A 16,874-nucleotide genomic window follows, 5' to 3' on the forward strand; every position below is an offset into this window, starting at 1 on the left:
ATTGAGCCTCAGGCGGAGCGGCGGTCAAAAGGGAGCACGGCGCTGGAGGTTGCGCCCTCGAGGCGGCCGATCTCCCGCAGCTGATGGGTCAGGGCGATCCCGTCGAGGCTTGCCATCGGCAGAGCGAGGAGGGCGGAGATCCGGTTCTTGAGAAACTTGAAGGCTTGGACAAAGGCCCGCTCCCGTTCGATGTCGGTGCCGACGACGGCTGCGGGATCCTCGATACCCCAATGCGCGGAAGCAGGGTGGCCGGGCCATATAGGGCAAGCCTCGCCGGCGGCGCTGTCGCAGACGGTGAAGATGAAATCCATTACGGGCGCGTTGGGCCCGGTGAATTCGTCCCAGCTTTTCGAACGGTAGCCATCGGTCGGGTAGTCGAAGCTGCCGAGGACCTTCAGCGCTAGCGGATTGACCGTGCCCTTCGGCTGGCTGCCGGCCGAGAACGCGTTGAAGCGGCCGGCGCCGTCCTTGCGCAGGATCCCCTCGGCCAGGATCGAGCGAGCGGTGTTGCCCGTGCAGAGGAACAGGACGTTGTAGGGACGGTCAGCCATGGGCAGCTTCCTTCTTAGGCGTACAGCAGGGCATGAGGGCTTCGACCAGCGGTGCGCACACTTCGGCGCGCCCGCCGCAGCAATCCTGAAGCAGGAAGGTCACAACCTTCCGGACCTGATCGAGATTGGCACGATAGATGATCGAGCGGCTCCGGCGCTCCGATTGGACCAATTCCGCACGCGAAAGGATGCCCAAGTGCGAGGACATGGTGTTTTGCGGCACGGCCAGCTCCCGGGCGATGTCGCCGGCAGGAAGACCGTCGGGCTCATGCTTCACCAGGAGGCGGAACACGTCCAGGCGGGTCGCCTGGGCCAGGGCTGCGAGAGCAAGGATGACGTTCTCTGATTCCATATATCGAGACTTATGGAATTATTGGGTTGAGGTCAAGAATGGATTGCTGGTGGCGTTTAGAATGGGTAGCGGTGACCGAGCGGTGGTTCTCCAAGTCATTGCGTGATCTGGGGTAAAAAATACCCTAGTCAGAACATTCGACGGAATAATTCGAGAGAGATAATCTTGACATTGCAAAAATTAGGGCATTTTATACCCCAGAAAGGGCAATGAAATGGTTGGCTCCAAGGGAAAGGTAGAACGCTTCGCAGCAGCGCATCCTGTGTTTACGCGCGAGATGTTTCGATCGGATCTGTTCCCTGAACAGCCCTTATCTTCTGCCGATTCTCTGCTGCGGTATCACACGGCCAGTGGGCGATTCAAACACGTGGCTCCCGGCGTTTACGCCGTCGTGCCTGCTCATCTGAGACATATGTCTTTCCAGCCTGATAGGTATCTGGTCGCTTCGATGATCAGGGCCGACGGGGTTATTGCGTTCCACTCGGCTCTCGATCTTCACGGCCTGGCCTATTCTGACGCGAGCGAGATCCTCGTCCTCAGCCATAGCCGTCCCGGCGCAGTCAAAACGGAAATCGGTACCGTTCGCTTCGTCATGTACCCAGCGGCTCTGAGGCGGCAGCACAGCGAAAGGGACGGAGTAACAACGCTTGACCGGCGCGGCCTTGACGTGGCGATAACGGGTCTTGAACGCACTCTCGTCGATTGTCTGGAATATCCTGATTACGCTGGCGGAATCGAGGAGCTGGCCCATGCCCTCAATGCAGTCGAAGCCATAGACAGCGAGTTCCTGGTCGAGATGACTCTGAGGCGACGAAGCCGTGTCCTCGCAGGAATGGTGGGCTGGTGGCTTGAAACTCGGTCGCAGGACTTCCTGGTGGACCCTAGGCTTCTGGACCGCCTCCGCGCAGAGATGCCGAGCAGCATGAGACCCGTCCTAGGCACGTCAGCTGAAAATGGATACGCCGTGCCATCATGGCGCATCTTGCTTCCCGAGCTGATCGCCAATCCCAGATTCGAAGACGTTCCACAGGGACCTGCCTTCTGATGATATCCATTGAACGCCTCGAAAAAATCGCAGCCGAAACCTCGTTCCAGCCGGCCACGGTCGAGCGGGTGATCCGGTTGATCGATGCATTGGATCGCATCAACCGTGATCCGTTTCTCGGCTCGCGGTTTGCCCTGAAGGGCGGTACCGCCCTCAATCTTTTCTACCTCGCGCTTGATCGCCTGTCCGTCGACATCGACCTGAACTACGTCGGCTCATTGGATCGGGAGCAGATGCTTGAAGACAAGAAGAAAGCAGAGCAGGCGATCACGAGCCTGATGCGGCGTCTCGGCTACTCGGAACAGCGGGTTCCGGACCAGGACCATGCCGGCGGCAAGTGGATCTTCAGGTACGGATCCGCCTTTGGTCAGCGCGGAACGCTCGAGATTGACACGAACTATCTCTACCGCGCGCCTTTCTTCGGCACCCAGCAAATGGCCAGCGCGGAACTTGGAGGATATCGGGCTACGGACATCAAGATCGTGGATCTCAACGAGATCGCCGCCGGTAAGCTTGTCGCCCTCGTGACCCGACGAGCGTCACGAGACCTATATGATACCTGGCGGCTGCTCGACCGAAATGATCTCGATTGGGATAAGATCAAGGCCGGAACCCTCGCGATCGGCGCGGCATCCCGCGATTACGATTGGCGTAATGCATCGCTGGATACCTACGAACTCGATTATCAGGAACTGCAAGCGAAGTTGATCAGCGTTATACGGCAAGACGCACTTACGGGCTTCGAGGAGCCTCGGCAGTGGGCCCAGACCATTCTTGAAACATGTAAGGATAGGCTCGCTGGCCTGTTTACTTTCTCCGACGGGGAGCGCGCGTTCCTGGATGCTGTCTACGAGGAGGGGCGGATCGATACATCGACGCTTCCTGTCGACGACAATATCAAACGCCAGATAGAGGCCTTTCCGGCTCTTCGGTGGAAGGCCCACAATGTGGCCGAGTTTCGGAAATCGACCAGGAACTCAAGCCATTCTCCATAACACCTGAGAGGCCAAGCAATTTCCGTTAAGGTTTTTGTGGCGACATAATCGGCCCTTATGTGGCGCATGGCGACAAAAAGAGCAGTTCGGTCCATCGTAAGTAGTCCTCAGACCCAGAGTAGTCCTCAGACCCAGCGCATGGTTTCGCTAATGCTGATGATGCTGACATTGACCATGATCGGCCAGGACCTCGATGATTCGGCATTCGGAGATGCGTCGGTGATCACAGGCCACCATGGCCTCAAGCTCATCGCGCAAGGCCGTCAGACGGGCGATCTTATCGTTGATCTCGGCAAGATGAGTCTTGGTGATGCCATGGACTTCGCCGCAGGAACGGTCGGGATCGCCCGCGAGGTCCAGGAGTTGCCGGATCGCCTCGACCTCAAAACCCAGCTCGCGGGCATGGCGGATGAAGTTGAGCCTCCGAACGTCCTCAGGTCTGTACCGTCGTTGCTGGCCTTCGGTCCGGATCGGCTCGGCCAGGAGGCCGATCTGCTCGTAGTACCGGATGGTGGGTATTTTCACCTGGGTCTGCCGCGACAGCTCGCCAATCGTCAGGGACATCGAAAAAACCTCTTGAACCTCTAGCCGCTAGAGGATGTAGCCTCCGGACGAATCGATGTGAAGAGGTTTTGTCATGTGTGAGGCCTGCAATCTGCCCGGCGCCCCGGAAGGCGAGCCGGAATCCGTACCTGCCAAGACGCAGCGCACCCGTTACCGGGTCTCCGGAATGGATTGTGCATCGTGCGCGGCCAAGATCGACAATGCCTTGAAGCGTGTGCCCGGCGTGTCGGAGGTCAACGTCTCGGTTCCGGCGGGCACCGTGACCGTCATTCACGATGACACGGTCATTCTCGATACCCTCGCCAAGCAGATCGGAACTCTCGGCTTCAAGGTGACGGGGCAGGAACCCGCAGGCTCCCAGGCATCTGCGCCGAAGACCGAACACGCTCATGATCATCAGCACGGACCAGGCTGCGGTCATGAACATCACAAGGATGGCGACAAGCATGACCATGGTGCCGAGGCTTCCGCCGGCCTGCATGGCCATCTGCATGATCACGGTCCGAGCGAAGGGCCGTGGTGGCGAAGCCAGCGTGGTCTCCTGACCATCGCTTGTGGCGTGGCGCTCGTGGCGGCCTATGCCATCGGCCAGATGGCGCCCGCGACCGAGCGCTGGGCCTTCCTGCTCGCGATGGCGGTCGGCCTGGTGCCGATTGCCCGGCGCGCGCTCATCGCAGCCCGCTTCGGCACACCGTTCTCCATCGAGATGCTCATGAGCATCGCCGCCGTCGGCGCCGTCATCATCGGCGCCACCGAGGAAGCGGCTGCGGTCGTCTTCCTGTTCCTCGTCGGCGAGCTTCTGGAAGGCGTCGCTGCCGGGCGTGCGCGCGCCAGCATCCAGGGATTGATCAAGCTCGTGCCCAAGACCGCGCTGCTCGAGCGCGACGGCAAGACCGAGGAGGTTCAAGCCGAAACTCTCGCGATCGGTGCGATCATCCTGATCCGCCCGGGCGACCGGGTGCCCGCCGACGGCGAAATCGTATCCGGCGAGAGCGCCGTCGACGAAGCGCCTGTGACCGGCGAGAGCACGCCCAAGCGCAAAGGCGTCGACGACACGGTCTTCGCCGGCACGATCAACGGCGACGGCGCGCTGCGCGTGCGCGTTACCGCAGCTGCGCAGGACAACACCATCGCGCGCATCGTGCGCCTCGTCGAGGAAGCGCAGGAGAGCAAGGCGCCGACGGAACGCTTCATCGACCGCTTCTCGCGCTACTACACGCCCGCCGTCCTCGTCGTCGGCGCTCTCGTCGCCGTCGTGCCGCCGCTCGTCGTCGGCGCCTCCTGGGGCGAGTGGGTTTACAAGGGCTTGGCGATCCTGTTGATCGGCTGCCCATGCGCGCTCGTCATCTCGACGCCCGCCGCCATTGCCGCCGGCCTGTCGGCCGGCGCCCGGCGTGGCCTGTTGATGAAGGGTGGCGCCGTGCTGGAGAGCCTCGGCAAGATCACCATGGCGGCCTTCGACAAGACGGGCACGCTCACCGAAGGCAAGCCCAAGGTTACCGACGTGATCCCCGTCGGACGGTCCGAGCGTGAGGTGCTGTCTTTGGCTGCTGCGCTGGAAACGGGATCGAGCCATCCGCTGGCCACCGCCATTCTGGCGAAGGCCGCCGAGATCAATGTTCCGGTTCCGCCCGCCGCGAACGGCGCCGCCGTCGGCGGTAAGGGTGTGACGGGCAACGTCGGCGGCGTGTCGCTGTTCCTCGGCTCGCCTAAGGCGGCAAGCGAGAAGGTTGCGCTCGATCCGGAGCAGACGGCGCGCATCGCCGCGCTCAACGACGAGGGCAAGACCGTATCGGTGCTTCTCGCCAACGATCAGGTAGCCGGGCTGATCGCCATGCGCGACGAACCGCGCGCCGATGCCAAGGAAGGGCTTGAGGCCCTGAACAATGCCGGGGTGAAGTCCCTGATGGTCACCGGCGACAACCGCCGCACGGCCGAAGCCATTGCCGCCGGACTCGGCATCGAGCCACGCGCTGAACTGCTGCCGCAAGACAAGCAGGCCATCGTCCGCGATCTTCAGGCCAAAGGACAGGTGGTCGCCAAGATCGGCGACGGCATCAACGACGCTCCAGGCCTTGCTGCCGCCGATGTTGGTATCGCCATGGGCGGGGGCACCGACGTGGCGCTCGAGACCGCCGACGCCGCTGTTCTGCATGGGCGCGTGACGGACGTGGCGCGCATGGTGCGCCTGTCCCGCGACACCATGGCCAACATCCGCCAGAACATCACCATCTCGCTCGGCCTCAAGGCCGTGTTCCTGGTGACCACCATTCTCGGCATCACGGGCCTTTGGCCTGCGATCCTGGCGGATACAGGCGCGACGGTGCTGGTGACCGCCAACGCCATGCGCCTGCTCGGCGCCGGAGGGCGAGTGTGATGACGGTCGCTTCCCGGATCGGTCTCCTGCTGGTCGTCACGCTGCCGATCATGGTGCTCGACCAGGTGACGAAGGCACTCGCCCGTGCCTTTCTGTCTTCGGGCGACGCCATCGTGGTCCTGCCCTTCATGAACCTGAGGCTCAGCTTCAATCGGGGGATCAGCTTCGGTTTTCTCCCGGCTGACGGAGAATGGGGTGTGCGCGCGCTCATCGGCATCACCGCGCTCATTGCCGTCGGATTGGCTATCTGGAGCGTCAGGACACGTAACAGGCATGAGGGCGCGGCCCTCTCGCTGATCGTCAGCGGTGCCGTCGGCAACCTGATCGACCGCGTGAAGGACAGGATGGTGACCGACTTCATCGATCTCCATGTGGCCGACTATCACTGGCCGACGTTCAACGTGGCGGACATCGCCATCACGGTCGGGGCAACCTGGCTCGTCGCGGATAGTTTCGGCATTGGAGCCCGGCGCCGCCGGGAGGCCGCTTGATGCCGCCAGCCATCCTGCCCATCCTGCTCCTCGTGGCACTCGGGATCGCCTTCATGATGCTCACGCGACGTGTTGCGCGACGCATCGGCCGCTCGCCGGATCATTTCGGCACCACCGACAGCGCTCACGACTTCGTCGGGCGTGTCTATCGCATCGGCGGAGCGGGCCTGTTCGTGTTCCTGCTCATGCGCAGCATCGTTCCGAATGTCGATGCCGCGGCCGGATTGATTTCCATCCTGTCGCGCCCCGCCGTTGCCTGGTCCGGTTTCATGGTCATGGTGATGGGCAGCGCTGTCATTGTCGTTGCCCAGGTCCAGATGGGAGCGTCCTGGCGCATCGGTCTCGATCAGGATCGGACGGGGCTTGTGACGACGGGCCTGTTCGCATGGTCGCGCAATCCGACATTCCTCGGCATGATGGCTGTCGTGCTCGGCGCATTTTTGATGGTTCCGACAACCGTCACGAGCGCAGTGCTTGCCGCATGTTGGGTCGCGTTCTCGGTACAGATCCGGATGGAGGAGGAGCATCTGCTGCGCATGCACGGCAGCGATTATGATGCATATCGCGCCGCCGCTCCGCGCTGGATCGGCCGCTCGGTCAAGGCCTCGTGCGTTGCAGCCGATGCGGATGCATGAACCAACAAGGAATGTGTTTCGATGGATCTCTCGCCTCTCGCTCTCGCAACGGCTTTCGCCGCGGGTGCGGTCTCCTTTCTCTCGCCCTGCGTTCTGCCTCTCGTGCCTGGATACCTGTCCTTCGTGGCCGGCCGCGAGTTCGGTGGGGTGACCCAGGCGAGCAGCGGATACTCGGTTAGGGAACTCGGCACGCACAGCCTGTTCGTCCTGGGGTTCACCACGGTCTTCGTTGCTCTCGGCCTTGGGGTTTCGGCCTTTGGAGGGTTGCTTCTGCGTTTCCAGTGGGAAGCTACGATGGTGGCTGGAACTCTGCTGATCCTGCTGGGCATCGTCATGACCGGGCTGGTGCGGCTGCCGTTCCTTGAGCGCGAGATGCGCTGGCATGGACCGAGCCGGGCAGGAGGACCTGGCACGGCCTATCTCGTCGGCGTTGCGTTCGCCCTCGGTTGGACACCGTGCATCGGGCCGATCCTGGGGGCGATCCTCGCCCTTGCGGCGGCCAATCCGGGACAGGGAGCGCTCCTGCTGGCCGTCTATTCCTTCGGGCTCGGACTCCCGTTCCTGGTCGCCGCGCTTCTAATGAGCCGCTTCAGCCGCCGGATGACGACATTGAAGCGCGCGGGTGTCGTCCTTCGGCTCGTTGCCGGCACGACGATGGCGCTCATGGGTGTGCTCATGCTTACCGGGCAGATGTCCCTGATTGCGATCTGGTTCATCGAGACCTTCCCGTCTCTTGCGCGACTGGGATAGCGGACACTGCTCATGAACGTGCACCCGCTTGCGAGAACAAAACTTGGGGAATGCTTCCGGTCCTCTGCGAGGAAGCGCCAATCGCCTCGGATACGCCTTGATTGCGGGTAAAGCAGAGTCTGGCGGTAAGACGGGGTTAAAGTTGAAGGACTAAGAAATCGGGGAACCATCCGGCAGCAACACGCGGATGGATCAGAACGCGGGAAGTCTCATGATGAAGCGTATCGCAATGGCTGCGGGCCTCGTGCTCGCCCTGGCCGCCTGCCAGGGCGGTGGCTCGACAAGTTCCACGAAGCATCTCGCGCCGATCCCGGCGGCCACCATGTCACTGATGGCGACCAAGGGGATGTCGCAGAACGACCCGATCCTGATGCGGTCCTTCAAGAAGGAATCCGAGATCGAGGTCTGGAAGCGCGGCCGCGACGGCAAATACGCGCTTCTCAAGACCTACCCGATGTGCCGCTGGTCGGGCCAGCTCGGTCCGAAGGTCCGTGAGGGCGACCGTCAGGCGCCCGAGGGCTTCTACACGGTCACCCCGGGCCAGATGAACCCGAACTCGCAGCTTTATCTCTCGTTCAACCTCGGCTACCCGAACGAATACGACCGCGCCCATGGCCGGACCGGATCGCACCTGATGGTGCATGGCTCCTGCTCGTCGCAAGGCTGCTTTGCCATGACGGATGAGGCTATCTCCGAGGTCTACGCGCTCGCCCGGGAAGCGTTTGCCGCAGGTCAGCGCGGTTTCCAGTTTCAGTCCTATCCGTTCCGGATGACGGCGGAAAACCTGGCCAAGCACCGGTACGATCCGAACATCGCCTTCTGGAAGAACCTGAAGGACGGCTCGGACTACTTCGAGATCGCGAACGAGGAGCCGCGGATTTCCGTGGTCAACCGTCAATACGCCTTCAGCGGCGATGCTTCGATGATCGCGGCGGTGGCTCAAAAACGCCAAGCCGACGAACAGAAAGTCGCCGAGCTCGTGGCCAAGGGCGTGCAGCCGATCAAGCTGGTCTACGATGATGGTGGAGGGCACGAGTCCTTCCGGCAGGCCCTGACTGGAGGCGGTGGCAGCGAGGGCGGCTCGCTTGCCGTGAATGCCGGCACACGCAACCGTCTCGGCGATGTAAGCCGACCCGAGGCGCTGGCTGCGGGACCGCAGGAGGTCATTCTCGCTGCGAACGGAAGGCCGAAGGAAACGCCGCCGCCGCTCGCCTATGCGTCGCAGAGATCGGGGGTTCCGGCGCAGGTCGCACAGGCTGCACCGCAGGGCGCCGAGCCAGCCGCGAATGAAAGACCGGAGCAGACTCCTCAAACGGCAGGCGGGGCACAGCGCTCGGTGCTTGACCGCGTGCGTTCGCTCTTCGGCGGCTGAACCTTAGGCCCGCACCAAAGGCAATCTGTCATCGAGCGGCGTGGACCTTAGGGCTTCACGCTGTTGGGAGCATGCGCTTGCGGATCCTCTTGATGGCGGAGGGTTTCGAGGTCGCGGGTCTTCACGAACGAGATCGCGTAAAAGATGGCAACCAGCGTTGTCAGCGTAAGCGCCAGCGCAAGATTCTTGCGGCGTCTTCGTTTCTGCCAATCATCCATTTCTACCTCCCGGATTACCGTTGCCGGGCTACCACCTCAAGCGGCTAGAGGTTCAAGCGAATTTTCCATCGATAGGTCATGCAGTCTTTTCGAAGCTGATCGTCGCTCGCTATGAGAGCGCGACGCATAAGTCCGAGCTTTTCATTGCGCGCGCATCACGACCGCGAACGGCTCCAGAAACGCTGAAGTCTGCGTTCCGAATGCGGTCTATTGGTTCGCCGTCATGGTCGGGGATGTCAAACCGCCGAGCGAGGCCCAGATCGCGCCCTGATCGCCCTCGCGCTTGATGTATGTGTAGCCCGTCTGATGCCAGGGCAGAACAGCGTTCTTCTTGTTGTCGAGGATGAAGTCGCCGCGGTTGGTGCGGACCATCATGACGGCGTGGCCTGCGCCTTCCTCATCGATCACCACCGTCATGCGCAGCGCGCGGCGAGGAAAGCCAGCCTCGACAAGGCGCTTGCGCTTGACGAGCTGGTAGTCTTCGCAGTCACCGTATCCGTCCTCGGCGAAGTCCCAGCGATCCTCGATGCCCCAATGATCCTTGTCGGTCTTGGCTGTGATGTCGGTGTTTACCTGTCGATTGACCCGCAGGATCGTCTGCCAGTTCTGCGCTGTCAGTTCGATGGTAGCGGGCTCTGACGGATCGACGGCGCATTCAGCCGGCTTCTGCTCGCAGAACCGGATCCAGGCAGCCATGGGCTTGGCGGCGCCGACTTGCTCAACAGGCTGTGTGATCTTCGGCAGCGCGGCCACGGGTTGCGCCTGCGCGCTCGTGCCGATCACGGTCAATGTCAGGGCAAATATACCGAGATGAACGACTGCCGTAGAAAAAGGCCGAACGTTCAGAAGCCCGAAGTAAGGTTGCCGCATTGCCCCCACCGCCATGTCGTTAAGGTTTTGTTCATCAAACCTGACACAGCGATCTGGGCGATCACAAGGCAAAAGTTAAACGAGAGTTAACAGGTCGCACCCTGTTTCGTTCCGGCGCTCATGTCAGCTGTGACTTGCGCGTAATGTCGCAGCGATGATCTCAAGGCGGCCGCTGACGTCATCGAAGGAAAGAGCGTAGTGCACATTGGCGCTGTCGCGATGGGCCTCGCCGACGGTGAGAGCCGCATCTCCCAGTTCGAGCAAAAAATCCCTGCGGCGATCAGCTGGCATCGTAGGATCATAGGCGACCATGGTTGCTCCGAGAACGAGCAAGGCATCCCTCATCAACTGCTTTGCGGCGCTTTCGCCTCCCTGGTGAAACGTGACCGCGAGCGTGATCCGTTCCGTACCGGAGCGTCCTGCCGGACTGATCGCCTCGACTTGGACTCGCCGTGCGGCGAAGCGGCAACGCGCAGCGTCCGTGCATGAAATGGGCCGAACGCGCAGATCAGTGCCGACCTGTTGCAGTGCCGTGTTGACCGTACCTGCATATTTCTGCGGAGAGGCGTCGAACGGCTCGGCGACTGCTAGAGGGACACCGACGAGGGTCGAGAGGAAAAAGACGACGGCAAATCGCATGGCTCCTCCGAAAGTGGCGTAGCATTCTCCGATGCTATCTCATCCGAACCGGGAAGGCTGCCTATGCTATGGAGAGGCGGCTTCCAATTGCCACGCTCTTGTTCACAAGCTCGTGATGATGCCGAACTTCCCAACTTAAGAGGCATGTGAGAGGTTCCCGGCATGAAGTCTTGGCCCGCCATCACACGTCTGCTCTCGATCTTCGCGATCGCTACATTCGTGTTTGCGTCATTCGCCGCATCTGCGGAAGCCCGCGGGATGATTGCGTTCGTGGCGGCGACCGATGCCGGACTGGCTCGTACTTCAGCTTCCTATGATGGGGCGCCGGCCGAGGTGCCGTGCTGCATGCCGGCGCAGCCGTCGATGCCGGAAAGCCCGAAGGCATGCCCGCTTGCCGCCCTGTGCCATGTCAAAGTCGTTCAGGACGTTTCGGTGACCAGTGCGGGTTTGCGCTGGTCCAGCCCTGCGCATGCCCCGGTCCCGGGGAACGATGCCGCTCTGGAGACGCTGGCTCAGGCTCCCCCTTCGCGACCCCCACAAGCTTAAGACCACTGTCGGCGCAAACGCCGAAAAGCCTCCACCCATCGCTATGCGTGGAGGCTGGCCGCTGATGTCATGGCCATGGCCGATTTTAGATCGGCCGATCCCGCCGTCTCCCTGTGCATGGCGGCCGACAGCGAACCTTCGCGACAAGGTCAGCTCTGACACCTGACCGCACATTGACGACTGACCCCACCGAGGGGCGAAAGACACCCGAATGACCAAACCATTTCTTGCGGCCCTGATTTCCACCCTTGCCATCGGCATCATGCCGGGTGCGATGGCGCAACCTTCCGAATCCTATCGTGCAGGCTCCATCGTGGTGGAGACGCCGTGGGCTCGCGCCACGCCCGGCGGTGCGACCGTCGCCGGCGGTTATATGCGGATTACGAACACAGGCTCGGAGCCTGACCGCTTGGTCGCCGGATCTTCCGTCATTGCGGAGCGCTTTGAGGTGCATCGGTCCACGGTCGTCGATGGCGTTGCCCGCATGGAGCCTGTCACAGGAGGGCTGGAGATCCGCCCCGGTCAGACGGTGGAGCTGAAGCCGGGCACCATGCACGCCATGCTCGTCAATCTGCGGCAGGGACTGAAGCAGGGTGACACGGTCGCAGGCATGCTCGTGTTCGAGAAAGCAGGCGTGCTCAAGATCAAATACCACGTCGCCGGGATTGGAGCGCAGGCGTCTCCCGAAGCGCCCTCCGCACACGGAAATCACTGAGGATCAGCATGTCGGCTCTCAAGATCATTCGCTGGGCGGCCTGGGCGCTGGTGGTCGTCGCACTCTTCGGGTTCGGGGCCATTGCGCTTGGTTGGATTCAGGTGGAAAAGCTCGGACGTGGCAATAGGCAACCCGTGGTCACTACCTCCGGTGTGCCCGCCATCGGTGGCCCGTTCTCGCTCGTGAATCATCACGGCGAACGCGTGAGCCAGGATACCTTCAAGGGCAAGCCAACGGCTTACTTCTTCGGCTTCACGCATTGTCCGGAGGTGTGCCCGACGACCCTGTTCGAGATGACGCAACATCTCAAGACTCTCGGGCCCGATGCGGAGCGTCTCAATGTCGTCTTCGTGACCGTCGATCCGGAAAGGGACACGCCTGATCTCCTGAAAACGTATCTTGAGAGCTTCGACCCTCGGATCGTCGCGCTTACAGGCACGCCCGAGGAGGTTGCGTCGGCAGCAAAAGCCTTCCGCATTTCCTACCGCAAGGTGCCGACCGAGGGCGACAACTACACGATGGATCACTCCTCGTCGGTGATCGTCACCGATGCCAACGGGGAACTCCTCAGCCTGATCGACTACCACGAGGATGAGGCTTCCGCGCTCGCCAAGTTGCGCCGGGCCATTCAGGGATAGAACATGAATCGGACAACCATCAGCCATCTCAGGTCCGTACCGACCGCAGAGCCTGCGACACCCGCTCGGTACGGGTGGGCCTACTTGTTTGCCGCTTGGACAATCGCGCTCGTGGCTACCTTCGGAGCGTTGTTCATCGGCGAGGTCATGGGACAGACACCGTGTCATCTCTGCTGGTATCAGCGCGTCTTCATGTTCCCGCTTGCCATCATCCTGGGCGTGGCGGCCTTCCGCGAGGACGGTAGCGTCTGGCGCTATGCCTTGCCCGTTGCCGTGATCGGCTGGCTCATCGCCGCATTCCACTCCCTGCTCTATGGCGGCGTCGTTCCCGAGACGATCAAGCCCTGCGGTCAGGGACCTTCCTGCTCGAGTGCCGACATGACCATCCTTGGCCTGCCGCTTCCCTACCTGTCGCTCGTCGCCTTCACCGCCATTGCCGTCCTTCTCATTCCCGCCAGCCGGAGGAAATCCAATGTCTAAGCGTGTCCTTATTGCCCTGTCGGCTCTGGTCGTCGTCATTGCCTTCGTGGGCGGAGCATTCCTTTACGATCGCTACAGCAAGGTCACGCCGCCTGCGATCGCCCGCGTGTCCGAAACCCTGGTGCGGCCGCATTCACCAATCATCGGTCCAGCACAGGCTCCGGTCACCATCGTGGAGTTCTTCGATCCGTCCTGCGAGGCATGCCGGGCCTTCTATCCCATCGTCAAACAGATCATGGGCACCTTTCCGAACGAGGTGCGGCTCGTCCTGCGATATGCCCCTTTCCATGAAGGTTCGGACGTTGCCGTCAGGATCCTTGAGGCGGCACGCATCCAGGGAAAATACCAGCCTGTTCTCGAAGCCTTGCTGGCCAACCAACCGCAATGGGCCATGCACGGGACACCCGATCTGAATAAGGCGTGGGAGTTCGCGCGGGCGGCAGGTCTCGACGTGCAGCGCGCGCAGGCCGACGCGACCTCCGACGCCATCGACCGCGTGCTGGAGCTGGACATCGCCGACGTGAAGGTTGCCGATGTGCGGCAGACGCCGACCTTCTTCGTGAACGGCAAGCCGCTGACCGATTTCGGTCCGCAGCAACTCTATGATCTGGTGGGGCAAGAGGTGAAGCAGGTGCGCGGGGGATCCTGATTGGCCAACATTCGCCCGGGCGCGTGGGAGGGAGGTGCCTACTCCTTCGCGGCCTGCATGTGACAACAACCAAAGTTTATCGGCAAGCAAAAGTGGGGACGCTCCCGTTGGATCTCGGAGATCTTCCAGGAGCGTCTTCAGGATTCGAACTGTCGGAACTCACTGCCCCTGTTTTCTCGGCATCGTAAGAAACCTTCAACGTCCTGCCCGAGCTGGCCGGCTGCCACTTCATGAAGATGGATGCTTCTGCTTCCAGGAGAACATCCTCAAGGCGTGCGATACCATGGAGGCGACGGTGATGCTCTTCATTGACCCAGCCATTGCGAACGATCCTGGCATGACAGATGTCCACGGCATCACCCTGTCATACGTACTTCCCGGCGAAGAACGGTAGTTTTCCCAGCGATAGGCGCCGACGGCGTCGTTCGGGCAGATTTGTCTTATATATGATACCGGGGACGCTGTTTTGTCTCATATATAAGACATAAGTGCGCTTCTCTGGACTCTTGCGACAAAATCCTTTATGTCTCATATATGAGACTTATTACCGGATAGCGTCGTGGATGTGAAACATGAGGCCTGAAAGCGGAATTCCGACAACAAAGGGTTCGCCGATCTTTCCTGCCGTGGCGCGGGCGATCAAAAAGCTCGGTCACGATATTTCCTTGGCGAGGCGCACACGGCGTATCCCGGCCGAGGAATTCGCCGCGCAGATGGGGATCTCGCGGGCTACATTGTACCGCCTTGAGATCGGTGACCCGGGCGTTTCGCTGAATACGCTCGCTATGGCTCTGTTCGCGCTCGGACGGCTCGATCTTCTCAGCAATCTCGTCGACCAACCCAAGGACGAGGTTGGCCTCATGCTCATGCGCCAAGACGCGCCGAAGCGGATCTCCAGGCGACGCGGCGGGCTTACGCGCCAAGGGGCTCCGAAGCAGATTTCCAGACGAGGCGGATCGCAATCCGAGATTCCGGACGATGCCGATGAATCCGAACCAGTGTCGACCAACGAGGGCTACGTGGGGTGGTGATGCCGACGCGCAAGATTTATGTCCGCATCGGTGCTGCGGCGGCTCCCGTTGGCGAATTGATCGTCGACGTAGCAGGGAACCGAGAAACCTCGGCGTTCTCCTATGATCCAACTTGGCTCAAGTCGAGGAATGCCTTCCCGCTGGCACCGCACATGCCGCTCACTGAGACCCCTTTCTACATGAACAAGGCTGTCGGCGGCTCATCTTTGCCGTCACCGATAGCCGACGGCTCACCGGACTCTTGGGGGAGAGCCATCATCAAAGCCGCCTTGGGCGGACGGGTGACGTCTGATCTCGATTATCTTCTGGAGTCGGACGATTTCCTCCGATCCGGCGCACTGCGCTACTTTGACGGTCCCGAAGCCGAGGCGATGGCTCTCGCACCTCCACGTGAAGGACTAGGCGGCGTATCGGTTCCAAGACTGCTCGATCTAAATCAGGTGATCGCGGAAGCCCGAGCGTTCGAGGCCGATCCCGTCCGTTATCGCGAGCGCCGCGCAGAGATGATGGGCGGCGGGCTGTTGAAGAACGCAGTTGGCTCGCTGGGGGGCGCTCGCCCGAAGGTGAATGCCCTTGCTGACGATGGATCGCTGTGGATCGTCAAGCTCGCCAAGATCGATGACCAGTACGCGATTGCGCGTGCAGAGGTCATGGCATTGAGGCTTGCCGAGCGCGTCGGCATCTCAGCCTCCACTGCGGATGTCCTGGAGAGCGGCCAGCTCTTTCCGATCGCGAAGGTCAAGCGCTTCGACCGTTCCGGCAAGATCCGCATTCCATTTATCTCGGCCCAGACCTTTATGGGCCTGCCGGGAACCGATCCAGGGAACTACGTCGATGTCGCCCACCTGATGCTCGTGCATTCCGATGATCCAGAGGGAGACAGGCAAGAGCTCTATCGTCGGCTGATGTTCAACGTTCTCATCCAGAACACCGACGACCATCTGCGAAATCTCGGTTTCCTCTACCGAGGAAATGGCAAATGGGGGCTCTCTCCAGCCTTTGACATCAATCCCGTTCCGGAGGAGGGCACAACCTTGAAGACCGCAATCTCCGAGATACATGGAAATGCCCTCGATATCGAGAAGGTAGTCGATGTGGCACCGTATTTCGGACTGAATGAGGACGAAGGACGTACGCTAGCCGCTGCGATGGCAACCACGATCCGAGATGAATGGCGTCAAATCGGAGCAAGCGTCGGGATGACCTCCGCCGACTTCCGGGCGATCAGCCCTGCTATGAAAAACAGCCAGATTGAGCGCGCCATCCAATTCAATGTGGCTGCCGTTCCCGGAGCAACCCTCCCGTAAACAGACGCAACCAAGCCGTTCGCGTCATCGCTGACGTTTTGGCATGCCGTATCGAACATATGCGAGAAGGGGGTAGGCCGTACCTGATCCGGGGCCGGATCCTTCCCGGTCGCACTATGATCTAGCTGTGCTGCGAGCACGCTGGTATTCGCGTTCCGTCCGTGGCCAGGTGCTTCTGATGAAGGCGATAATTGCCCGGATCTCCTCGTCCGACAGCGTGCCCTCGAAAGCCGGCATGTCGCTTCGATATCCGGGCACAAATGCCCCCAAACCCTTCTTCGTGATCGTAAATAGCTCCGCATCACTGTGGTGCCAGGTGTGCCCACTTGCATCATGCGGCGGTGCGGGCATGCGTCCGTCGGACAGTGGCTCCTGCCAATTCGGTTGGCCTTCAAGTTTCGCACCATGACAGGACGCGCAGCGTTCGGCGTAAAGCCGGGTGCCCAACTTGATTTGGTCCGGGTCAATCTGATCCGAAGATCGTCCGCCACCGAGCCAGCCGAATGCAGCTGCCGCGACAACGCCGGCGATCAAGAGACCTCCCAACACCGCCCGCTTTCTCATCTCCAAAATTCCTGGATTCGAGTGGCCCGGTGCCGCCGTGCACTGGCTCCATCATGCTCATCATGGATATGAAGCCACTTTGCTG

General features: G+C 61.3%; 22 protein-coding genes. 15 read left to right on the forward strand and 7 right to left on the reverse strand.

Features of this window, described 5'->3' with window-relative positions; translation table 11 throughout:
- Window positions 1-8: 8 nt before the first annotated feature.
- Window positions 9-551, reverse strand: a complete 543-nt coding sequence (locus tag MHY87_RS08305; protein WP_239350961.1) for an arsenate reductase ArsC — start codon at window positions 549-551, stop codon at window positions 9-11.
- Entirely contained in the window at window positions 544-903 is a 360-nt protein-coding gene (locus MHY87_RS08310) for a helix-turn-helix transcriptional regulator (protein WP_239350962.1), read from the reverse strand. The genes MHY87_RS08305 and MHY87_RS08310 overlap by 8 nt, the downstream gene beginning before the upstream one ends.
- A 214-nt stretch (window positions 904-1,117) precedes the next feature.
- Between MHY87_RS08310 and MHY87_RS08315 the strand changes: the two genes are divergently transcribed.
- Window positions 1,118-1,948, forward strand: coding sequence for a transcriptional regulator (locus MHY87_RS08315; protein ID WP_239350963.1), 831 nt, complete (start codon window positions 1,118-1,120; stop codon window positions 1,946-1,948).
- Window positions 1,876-2,943 carry a nucleotidyl transferase AbiEii/AbiGii toxin family protein gene (locus tag MHY87_RS08320; RefSeq protein WP_239350964.1) on the forward strand — a complete coding sequence of 356 codons (1,068 nt, stop codon included), beginning with the start codon at window positions 1,876-1,878 and terminating at the stop codon, window positions 2,941-2,943. Before MHY87_RS08315 ends, MHY87_RS08320 begins: the two co-directional genes overlap by 73 nt.
- Window positions 2,944-3,090: 147 nt before the next feature.
- Here MHY87_RS08320 and MHY87_RS08325 read toward each other — a convergent pair whose 3' ends face one another.
- Window positions 3,091-3,507, reverse strand: coding sequence for a helix-turn-helix domain-containing protein (locus MHY87_RS08325; RefSeq protein ID WP_239350966.1), 417 nt, complete (start codon window positions 3,505-3,507; stop codon window positions 3,091-3,093).
- A gap of 73 nt (window positions 3,508-3,580) precedes the next feature.
- Between MHY87_RS08325 and MHY87_RS08330 the strand changes: the two genes are divergently transcribed.
- From MHY87_RS08330 to MHY87_RS08350, 5 genes are all read left to right on the forward strand, one after another.
- A complete protein-coding gene (locus MHY87_RS08330; RefSeq protein ID WP_239350968.1) occupies window positions 3,581-5,884 on the forward strand; it encodes a heavy metal translocating P-type ATPase in 2,304 nt (767 codons plus the stop codon).
- On the forward strand, window positions 5,884-6,375 hold the full coding sequence (lspA, locus tag MHY87_RS08335) for a signal peptidase II (RefSeq protein ID WP_239350970.1): 492 nt from the start codon (window positions 5,884-5,886) through the stop codon (window positions 6,373-6,375). Before MHY87_RS08330 ends, lspA begins: the two co-directional genes overlap by 1 nt.
- On the forward strand, window positions 6,375-7,010 hold the full coding sequence (locus MHY87_RS08340) for an isoprenylcysteine carboxylmethyltransferase family protein (RefSeq protein ID WP_239350972.1): 636 nt from the start codon (window positions 6,375-6,377) through the stop codon (window positions 7,008-7,010). Before lspA ends, MHY87_RS08340 begins: the two co-directional genes overlap by 1 nt.
- Before the next feature lie 21 nt (window positions 7,011-7,031).
- A complete protein-coding gene (locus tag MHY87_RS08345; protein WP_239350973.1) occupies window positions 7,032-7,760 on the forward strand; it encodes a cytochrome c biogenesis CcdA family protein in 729 nt (242 codons plus the stop codon).
- A 211-nt stretch (window positions 7,761-7,971) separates the two neighbouring features.
- A complete protein-coding gene (locus MHY87_RS08350; protein WP_370644873.1) occupies window positions 7,972-9,132 on the forward strand; it encodes a L,D-transpeptidase family protein in 1,161 nt (386 codons plus the stop codon).
- Between the two features lie 47 nt (window positions 9,133-9,179).
- Here the strand turns inward: MHY87_RS08350 and MHY87_RS08355 are convergent, their stop codons facing one another.
- The 3 genes from MHY87_RS08355 to MHY87_RS08365 form a co-directional block, all read right to left on the reverse strand.
- Entirely contained in the window at window positions 9,180-9,350 is a 171-nt protein-coding gene (locus tag MHY87_RS08355) for a hypothetical protein (protein ID WP_239350975.1), read from the reverse strand.
- 207 nt (window positions 9,351-9,557) lie between these two features.
- Entirely contained in the window at window positions 9,558-10,220 is a 663-nt protein-coding gene (locus MHY87_RS08360) for a transglutaminase-like cysteine peptidase (RefSeq protein ID WP_239350977.1), read from the reverse strand.
- A gap of 123 nt (window positions 10,221-10,343) precedes the next feature.
- Entirely contained in the window at window positions 10,344-10,859 is a 516-nt protein-coding gene (locus tag MHY87_RS08365; protein WP_239350979.1) for a hypothetical protein, read from the reverse strand.
- A 162-nt stretch (window positions 10,860-11,021) separates the two neighbouring features.
- Here MHY87_RS08365 and MHY87_RS08370 point away from each other — a divergent pair, with 162 nt between their 5' ends.
- The 8 genes from MHY87_RS08370 to MHY87_RS08400 all read left to right on the forward strand — a co-directional run bounded on the left by MHY87_RS08370 (window position 11,022) and on the right by MHY87_RS08400 (window position 16,225).
- Window positions 11,022-11,405, forward strand: a complete 384-nt coding sequence (locus tag MHY87_RS08370) for a hypothetical protein (protein WP_239350981.1) — start codon at window positions 11,022-11,024, stop codon at window positions 11,403-11,405.
- 211 nt (window positions 11,406-11,616) lie between these two features.
- On the forward strand, window positions 11,617-12,120 hold the full coding sequence (locus MHY87_RS08375; protein WP_239350983.1) for a copper chaperone PCu(A)C: 504 nt from the start codon (window positions 11,617-11,619) through the stop codon (window positions 12,118-12,120).
- An 8-nt stretch (window positions 12,121-12,128) separates the two neighbouring features.
- Entirely contained in the window at window positions 12,129-12,758 is a 630-nt protein-coding gene (locus MHY87_RS08380; protein ID WP_239350985.1) for an SCO family protein, read from the forward strand.
- A 3-nt stretch (window positions 12,759-12,761) separates the two neighbouring features.
- The gene (locus MHY87_RS08385) at window positions 12,762-13,238 is read left to right on the forward strand and encodes a disulfide bond formation protein B (protein ID WP_239350986.1); all 477 of its coding nucleotides are present in this window, start codon (window positions 12,762-12,764) and stop codon (window positions 13,236-13,238) included.
- Entirely contained in the window at window positions 13,231-13,887 is a 657-nt protein-coding gene (locus MHY87_RS08390) for a thioredoxin domain-containing protein (protein ID WP_239350987.1), read from the forward strand. Before MHY87_RS08385 ends, MHY87_RS08390 begins: the two co-directional genes overlap by 8 nt.
- A 34-nt stretch (window positions 13,888-13,921) precedes the next feature.
- On the forward strand, window positions 13,922-14,281 hold the full coding sequence (locus tag MHY87_RS18965) for a cytochrome c oxidase assembly protein (protein ID WP_370644874.1): 360 nt from the start codon (window positions 13,922-13,924) through the stop codon (window positions 14,279-14,281).
- A 178-nt stretch (window positions 14,282-14,459) separates the two neighbouring features.
- Window positions 14,460-14,918, forward strand: a complete 459-nt coding sequence (locus tag MHY87_RS08395; protein WP_239350988.1) for a helix-turn-helix domain-containing protein — start codon at window positions 14,460-14,462, stop codon at window positions 14,916-14,918.
- Entirely contained in the window at window positions 14,918-16,225 is a 1,308-nt protein-coding gene (locus MHY87_RS08400) for a type II toxin-antitoxin system HipA family toxin (protein ID WP_239350989.1), read from the forward strand. Before MHY87_RS08395 ends, MHY87_RS08400 begins: the two co-directional genes overlap by 1 nt.
- A gap of 114 nt (window positions 16,226-16,339) precedes the next feature.
- On the opposite strand, the gene MHY87_RS08405 is transcribed toward MHY87_RS08400, so the two are convergent.
- Window positions 16,340-16,759 carry a cytochrome c gene (locus MHY87_RS08405; protein ID WP_239350990.1) on the reverse strand — a complete coding sequence of 140 codons (420 nt, stop codon included), beginning with the start codon at window positions 16,757-16,759 and terminating at the stop codon, window positions 16,340-16,342.
- Between the last annotated feature and the right edge of the window lie 115 nt (window positions 16,760-16,874).

The organism is Microvirga sp. ACRRW, assembly GCF_022346925.1.
Taxonomy (GTDB): domain Bacteria; phylum Pseudomonadota; class Alphaproteobacteria; order Rhizobiales; family Beijerinckiaceae; genus Microvirga.

Excerpts from the sequence above, each read along its gene's own strand:
- MHY87_RS08360 (WP_239350977.1), bottom strand. The coding sequence starts at position 10,220 with ATGCGGCAACCTTACTTCGGGCTTCTGAACGTTCGGCCTTTTTCTACG.
- MHY87_RS08320 (WP_239350964.1), top strand. The coding sequence starts at position 1,876 with ATGGCGCATCTTGCTTCCCGAGCTGATCGCCAATCCCAGATTCGAAGA.
- MHY87_RS08315 (WP_239350963.1), top strand. The coding sequence starts at position 1,118 with ATGGTTGGCTCCAAGGGAAAGGTAGAACGCTTCGCAGCAGCGCATCCT.
- MHY87_RS08340 (WP_239350972.1), top strand. The coding sequence starts at position 6,375 with ATGCCGCCAGCCATCCTGCCCATCCTGCTCCTCGTGGCACTCGGGATC.
- MHY87_RS08345 (WP_239350973.1), top strand. The coding sequence starts at position 7,032 with ATGGATCTCTCGCCTCTCGCTCTCGCAACGGCTTTCGCCGCGGGTGCG.
- MHY87_RS08375 (WP_239350983.1), top strand. The coding sequence starts at position 11,617 with ATGACCAAACCATTTCTTGCGGCCCTGATTTCCACCCTTGCCATCGGC.
- MHY87_RS08350 (WP_370644873.1), top strand. The coding sequence starts at position 7,972 with ATGATGAAGCGTATCGCAATGGCTGCGGGCCTCGTGCTCGCCCTGGCC.
- MHY87_RS08325 (WP_239350966.1), bottom strand. The coding sequence starts at position 3,507 with ATGTCCCTGACGATTGGCGAGCTGTCGCGGCAGACCCAGGTGAAAATA.
- MHY87_RS08330 (WP_239350968.1), top strand. The coding sequence starts at position 3,581 with ATGTGTGAGGCCTGCAATCTGCCCGGCGCCCCGGAAGGCGAGCCGGAA.
- MHY87_RS08310 (WP_239350962.1), bottom strand. The coding sequence starts at position 903 with ATGGAATCAGAGAACGTCATCCTTGCTCTCGCAGCCCTGGCCCAGGCG.
- MHY87_RS08305 (WP_239350961.1), bottom strand. The coding sequence starts at position 551 with ATGGCTGACCGTCCCTACAACGTCCTGTTCCTCTGCACGGGCAACACC.
- MHY87_RS08400 (WP_239350989.1), top strand. The coding sequence starts at position 14,918 with ATGCCGACGCGCAAGATTTATGTCCGCATCGGTGCTGCGGCGGCTCCC.
- lspA (WP_239350970.1), top strand. The coding sequence starts at position 5,884 with ATGACGGTCGCTTCCCGGATCGGTCTCCTGCTGGTCGTCACGCTGCCG.
- MHY87_RS08370 (WP_239350981.1), top strand. The coding sequence starts at position 11,022 with ATGAAGTCTTGGCCCGCCATCACACGTCTGCTCTCGATCTTCGCGATC.
- MHY87_RS08380 (WP_239350985.1), top strand. The coding sequence starts at position 12,129 with ATGTCGGCTCTCAAGATCATTCGCTGGGCGGCCTGGGCGCTGGTGGTC.
- MHY87_RS08390 (WP_239350987.1), top strand. The coding sequence starts at position 13,231 with ATGTCTAAGCGTGTCCTTATTGCCCTGTCGGCTCTGGTCGTCGTCATT.
- MHY87_RS08355 (WP_239350975.1), bottom strand. The coding sequence starts at position 9,350 with ATGGATGATTGGCAGAAACGAAGACGCCGCAAGAATCTTGCGCTGGCG.
- MHY87_RS08385 (WP_239350986.1), top strand. The coding sequence starts at position 12,762 with ATGAATCGGACAACCATCAGCCATCTCAGGTCCGTACCGACCGCAGAG.
- MHY87_RS08365 (WP_239350979.1), bottom strand. The coding sequence starts at position 10,859 with ATGCGATTTGCCGTCGTCTTTTTCCTCTCGACCCTCGTCGGTGTCCCT.
- MHY87_RS08395 (WP_239350988.1), top strand. The coding sequence starts at position 14,460 with ATGAGGCCTGAAAGCGGAATTCCGACAACAAAGGGTTCGCCGATCTTT.